The 1,741-nt window shown below is 70.6% G+C and carries 1 protein-coding gene; it reads right to left on the bottom strand.

Going from position 1 to position 1,741, the window contains the following annotated elements; all coding sequences use genetic code 11:
* Positions 1-1,741, bottom strand: a 1,741-nt coding sequence (locus K8638_RS44115; protein ID WP_223760798.1) for an amino acid adenylation domain-containing protein, incomplete at both ends; no start/stop codon positions are given.

Here is a 1,741-nt window from a genome sequence, read left to right as displayed (position 1 = left end):
CCGGGCACGCCGCTGAAGGCGTCTGGCACGAAGCGCTCGGCGGTCAGCTCCGGGCGGCCCAGGTAGCCTCGCGCCACGCCGGCTCCGCCGATGAACAGCTCGCCGGGGACTCCCACCGGCACAGGCTGCCGCTGGTCATCCAGCACGTAGAGTTGCGTATTGCCGATGGGGCGGCCGATGGTGGCCGGCGCGTCCGCCTGCCGCAGGGCGTAGGTGGAGTACGTCGTCGTCTCGGACGGGCCGTAGAGGTCGTAGACCTTCTGGACGTTGGGCTGCGCGTAGAGCTCCCGCACCAGCGGCGTGGGCAGCGGCTCGCCGGCCAGGTTCACCACGCGCACGCTGTCGGGCAGCGGGCCCGAGCGCAGCAGCTCCGCCATGACGGAGGGCACCGTGTTGACGAGCGTGACGCGGTGGGCGGCCGGCAGCGTGGGCAGGGCCAGGGCGTTCTCCGCCAGCACCACCGTGCCGCCCGTGGCCAGCGGGAGGAACAGCTCGAAGATGGACAGGTCGAAGTTGATGGACGTCGCGGCCAGGGTGCCGGTGAGCACCTCGGGCGGGAAGACGGTGCGTGCCCAGGCGAGGAAGGCCACCGCATTGCGGTGCTCGATGGCCACGGCCTTGGGGCGGCCCGTGGAGCCGGACGTGTAGATGAGGTACGCGAGCTGGTGGCTGGCGGCCCTCGGCGGCGTCACGGACACGGTGCCGGAGGTCACCCCTTCCGAGTCCACGTACAGCACGGGCACGGAGTGCTCCGGCAGTACCGATGCGAGGGACGCGCGGGTGAGCAGGAGGCGGGCCTGCGAGTCCTCCAGGATGAGGCCCAGGCGCTCGCGCGGGTAGGCCGGGTCGAGCGGGACGTAGGCACCGCCGGCCTTGAGGATGGCGAGCAGGCCCACGACCATGTCCATGCCACGCTCCATGCACAGGGCGACGCGCACCTCGGGGCCGACGCCGCGAGCGCGCAGCTCATGGGCGAGCTGGTTGGCGCGTGCGTCCAGCTCGGCGTAGGTCAGGGAGCTGTCACCGTGCAGCAGGGCGGCGGCATCGGGAGTCTTCGCGGCCTGGGCTTCGAACAGCTCGTGGATGCAGGCGTCGTCCGGGAAGGGGAGGGCGGTCTCATTCCACCGCGTCAGCACCTGGCGCCGCTCGTCCGCGCTCATCAGCGGCAGTGCGGAGAGTTTCTGGCGCGGGCTGACGGCGATGGCGCCCAGCAGCGTGCGCAGGTGCTCGACGAGGCGGGCCGCGGTGGAGGCGTCGAACAGGTCGGTGTTGTACTCCAGCGTTCCGGACAGTCCGCGGGCGGTGGCCGACATCGCCAGCGTCAGCTCGAACTTGGCGGTGGTGCTGGCGGCTTCCAGCGCGGAGAGCTTCAAGCCGGGCAGGTGCAGCTCCGAGTCCGGCACGTTCTGCAAGGTGAACATGACCTGGAAGAACGGGGGACGGCTCAGGTCGCGCCTGGGCTGGAGGACCTCCACCAGCTTCTCGAAGGGCACCTCCTGGTGGGCGTAGGCGCCGAGCGTCGTCTCACGCACGCGTTCCAGGAGAGACACGAAGGTGTCCTGGTCAGAGAGGCGTGCGCGCAGGGCGAGGGTGTTGACGAAGAAGCCGATGAGGCCCTCGGTCTCCGAGCGATTGCGGCCTGCGATAGGGGAGCCGACGACGATGTCGTCCTGACCGGAGTAGCGGTGCAGGAGCGTCTGGAAGCCCGCCAGCAGCACCATGAAGAGGGTGGCGTGGTGCT

Source organism: Myxococcus sp. RHSTA-1-4 (genome assembly GCF_020037125.1).
In the GTDB taxonomy this organism is placed as follows: domain Bacteria; phylum Myxococcota; class Myxococcia; order Myxococcales; family Myxococcaceae; genus Myxococcus.
Note: the sequence above shows the minus strand (reverse complement) of the source record. Positions and strands in the feature narration are given on the sequence as shown.